Source organism: Bacteroides sp. ET489 (assembly GCF_030518095.1).
GTDB lineage: Bacteria > Bacteroidota > Bacteroidia > Bacteroidales > Bacteroidaceae > Bacteroides > Bacteroides ndongoniae.
The window spans coordinates 1-2,272 of the sequence record NZ_JAULLJ010000094.1; the positions used below are offsets into that span (position 1 = coordinate 1).

Here is a 2,272-nt window from a genome sequence, read left to right on the forward strand (position 1 = left end):
GTAAGCATTCGAAGAAATGCACCTTTTACACTTTGAGGTTTGGTTGTAGCTTTGCGGCAGTGAATACAATCAAACCTCAATTATTATGAACAGACAAGAATTTGAAGAATTAGAATTGCAGGTGCAACAAAGCGAGCTGCCGTTGAAGTCGTACCTTCAACAGATAGGTGTAAGTTATTCAACCTATCACTACTGGCGTAGAAAATGTTCCGTTGACAGGAGCAGTATCAAACACGAGTTGGCTCCTATCAGTTTTAAACAGGCATTTACGGAGTCTTCCCAAGAAGAACAATTGCCGCATGGTGTTGCGCTGCTGTTTCCCAATGGACTTCGTGCCCACTTCGGGAGCGGTTCTGAAGATTTGCTGAAGGAAATATTTACCCAAAGTCTTCGAGACGGTCATGTTTAACCTGAACGACACGATGCGCTACTTCCTGTGTCCGGGCAGGACAGATATGCGCAAGGGTATCAGTTCGCTATGTGGAGTGGTACATGAGAAAATGAACAGTGAAGTGAGGAACGGTGATGTCTTCATCTTCATCGGTTCCAGCCGCAGACTAATGAAACTCCTTCATGCCGAAGACGGAGGTATGGTAATGTATGTAAAACGTCTGGAGGCCGGTCGCTTCAAGCTGCCGGAGTATGATCCCAAATCAAACAGCTATCCCATGGAGTGGCGCGATCTGGTGATGATGGTTGAAGGAATACAGGAAAACCCGGAACAGAGGCTCCGGCGGTTAAGAGCCGAACGTAAGGAATACCATGTATAACATGTTTTTTGCGTGAGTAAACTTTGGATATTGTTGCATAATTCACTGTTAATTAGTATATTTACATCATTAAAAGAAGTATAGACAATGGAAGAAAAAGAAATTTTACTCAAGACGATAGAAGGGCTGAATGCCTCTATAGCCTCATTGTCTACTACTAATAAGAATCAATCCGAACAGATAAAAAATCTGCAGGAACGTATCAAGGAGTTGACGGCTCAGGTCGCATGGCTGAACCGTCAGCTCTTTGGTCGTAAATCGGAGAAACTTCGCGTATATGATCCTAATATGCCAGACCTCTTTGCCGACGAGTTTTCCGGACTCCGGCAGCAGGCGGAAGAAAAGCGGGACGAGGCTGTGGAAAAGATTGAGAAGGAATCGGTGGAAGACGTAAAACGAAATCGTCAGAACCGCAAAATGATAGAGGACTTGCCCGTATTGGAAACCGATACAATAGAACCGAAAGGCGTAGACTTGTCTTTATACCGTAGAATAGGCGAAGAGATAACAAAAGTCGTCAAACACAAGCCGGGAATGCTTTACGTCAAGGTGATCATCCGTCCCAAATATGCTCTCAAGGATAGTACCCTGCTTCCTCCAGCCGGACAGAAAGGCGTAGAGATAGCTCCCATGCCGCTGATGCCGGTCGACAAGTGCATTGCTGACACCAGCCTGCTTGCCGAGATACTGCTTCAGAAGTATGAATATCATGTCCCGTTCTACCGTCAGATACAGCAATACCGCCATCTTGGAATGAAAGGCCTTACCGAAAGTACACTGGACGGCTGGTTCAAGAAAACCGTGGAACTGCTTAAGCCTCTGTATGAAGAACTCAAATGGGAAGTCTTCTCCTGTGACTATGTACAGGCGGATGAAACTACAGTTCCGGTCATTAACAGAGAAAAACACAGAGCCGACAAGGAATATCTCTGGATGGTAAGATCAGTCATGGAGAAACTGGTCATCTTCCATTACGACGGGGGATCACGGGCCGGAGCGGTCATCGAATCCCTGGCAAATCACTATCACTTCAAGGGATATCTTCAATGTGACGGTTTTGCAGGTTATGAAACAGCCTTCAAGACCAACCCCGATGTGCGGCTACTCAACTGCCTGGTGCATATACGCCGTCATTTTGAGCAGGCTTTGGATGAAAACAGGGAGATGGCGCAACATGCACTGACTCAGATACAGCATATCTATAAAATAGAACGCCAGTGTGACGAAGCCGGCCTGTCATATGATGAGCGCAGACAGACGCGTCAGGAACTGTCCAGGCCAATCATGGAGGCAATGAAGGTATGGATGGAGACAGAAGGAATTAAATACAGTCCAAGTTCTTTGACAGGCAAGGCCATAACATATGCCTATACCAAATGGGATAATATTATGAGATGTCTGGACGATGGCCGCCTGTACTGGGACAACAATCTGGCGGAAAATGTCCAACGGCCCATCACTCTGAGCAGAAAAAATTTTCTTTTCTGTGGTAATCACGAAGC

3 protein-coding genes are annotated in these 2,272 nt (G+C 46.0%); all 3 read left to right on the top strand.

All coding sequences use genetic code 11. From position 1 onward, the window contains the following. Positions 1–85: 85 nt before the first annotated feature. The gene (locus Q3C19_RS18065) at positions 86–409 is read left to right on the top strand and encodes a hypothetical protein (RefSeq protein WP_087212315.1); all 324 of its coding nucleotides are present in this window, start codon (positions 86–88) and stop codon (positions 407–409) included. Continuing rightward, a complete protein-coding gene (gene tnpB, locus Q3C19_RS18070) occupies positions 402–770 on the top strand; it encodes an IS66 family insertion sequence element accessory protein TnpB (protein ID WP_071149928.1) in 369 nt (122 codons plus the stop codon). The genes Q3C19_RS18065 and tnpB overlap by 8 nt, the downstream gene beginning before the upstream one ends. Before the next feature lie 87 nt (positions 771–857). Further along, on the top strand, positions 858–2,272 hold a 1,415-nt coding region (locus Q3C19_RS18075; protein ID WP_302731223.1), incomplete at its 3' end, for an IS66 family transposase.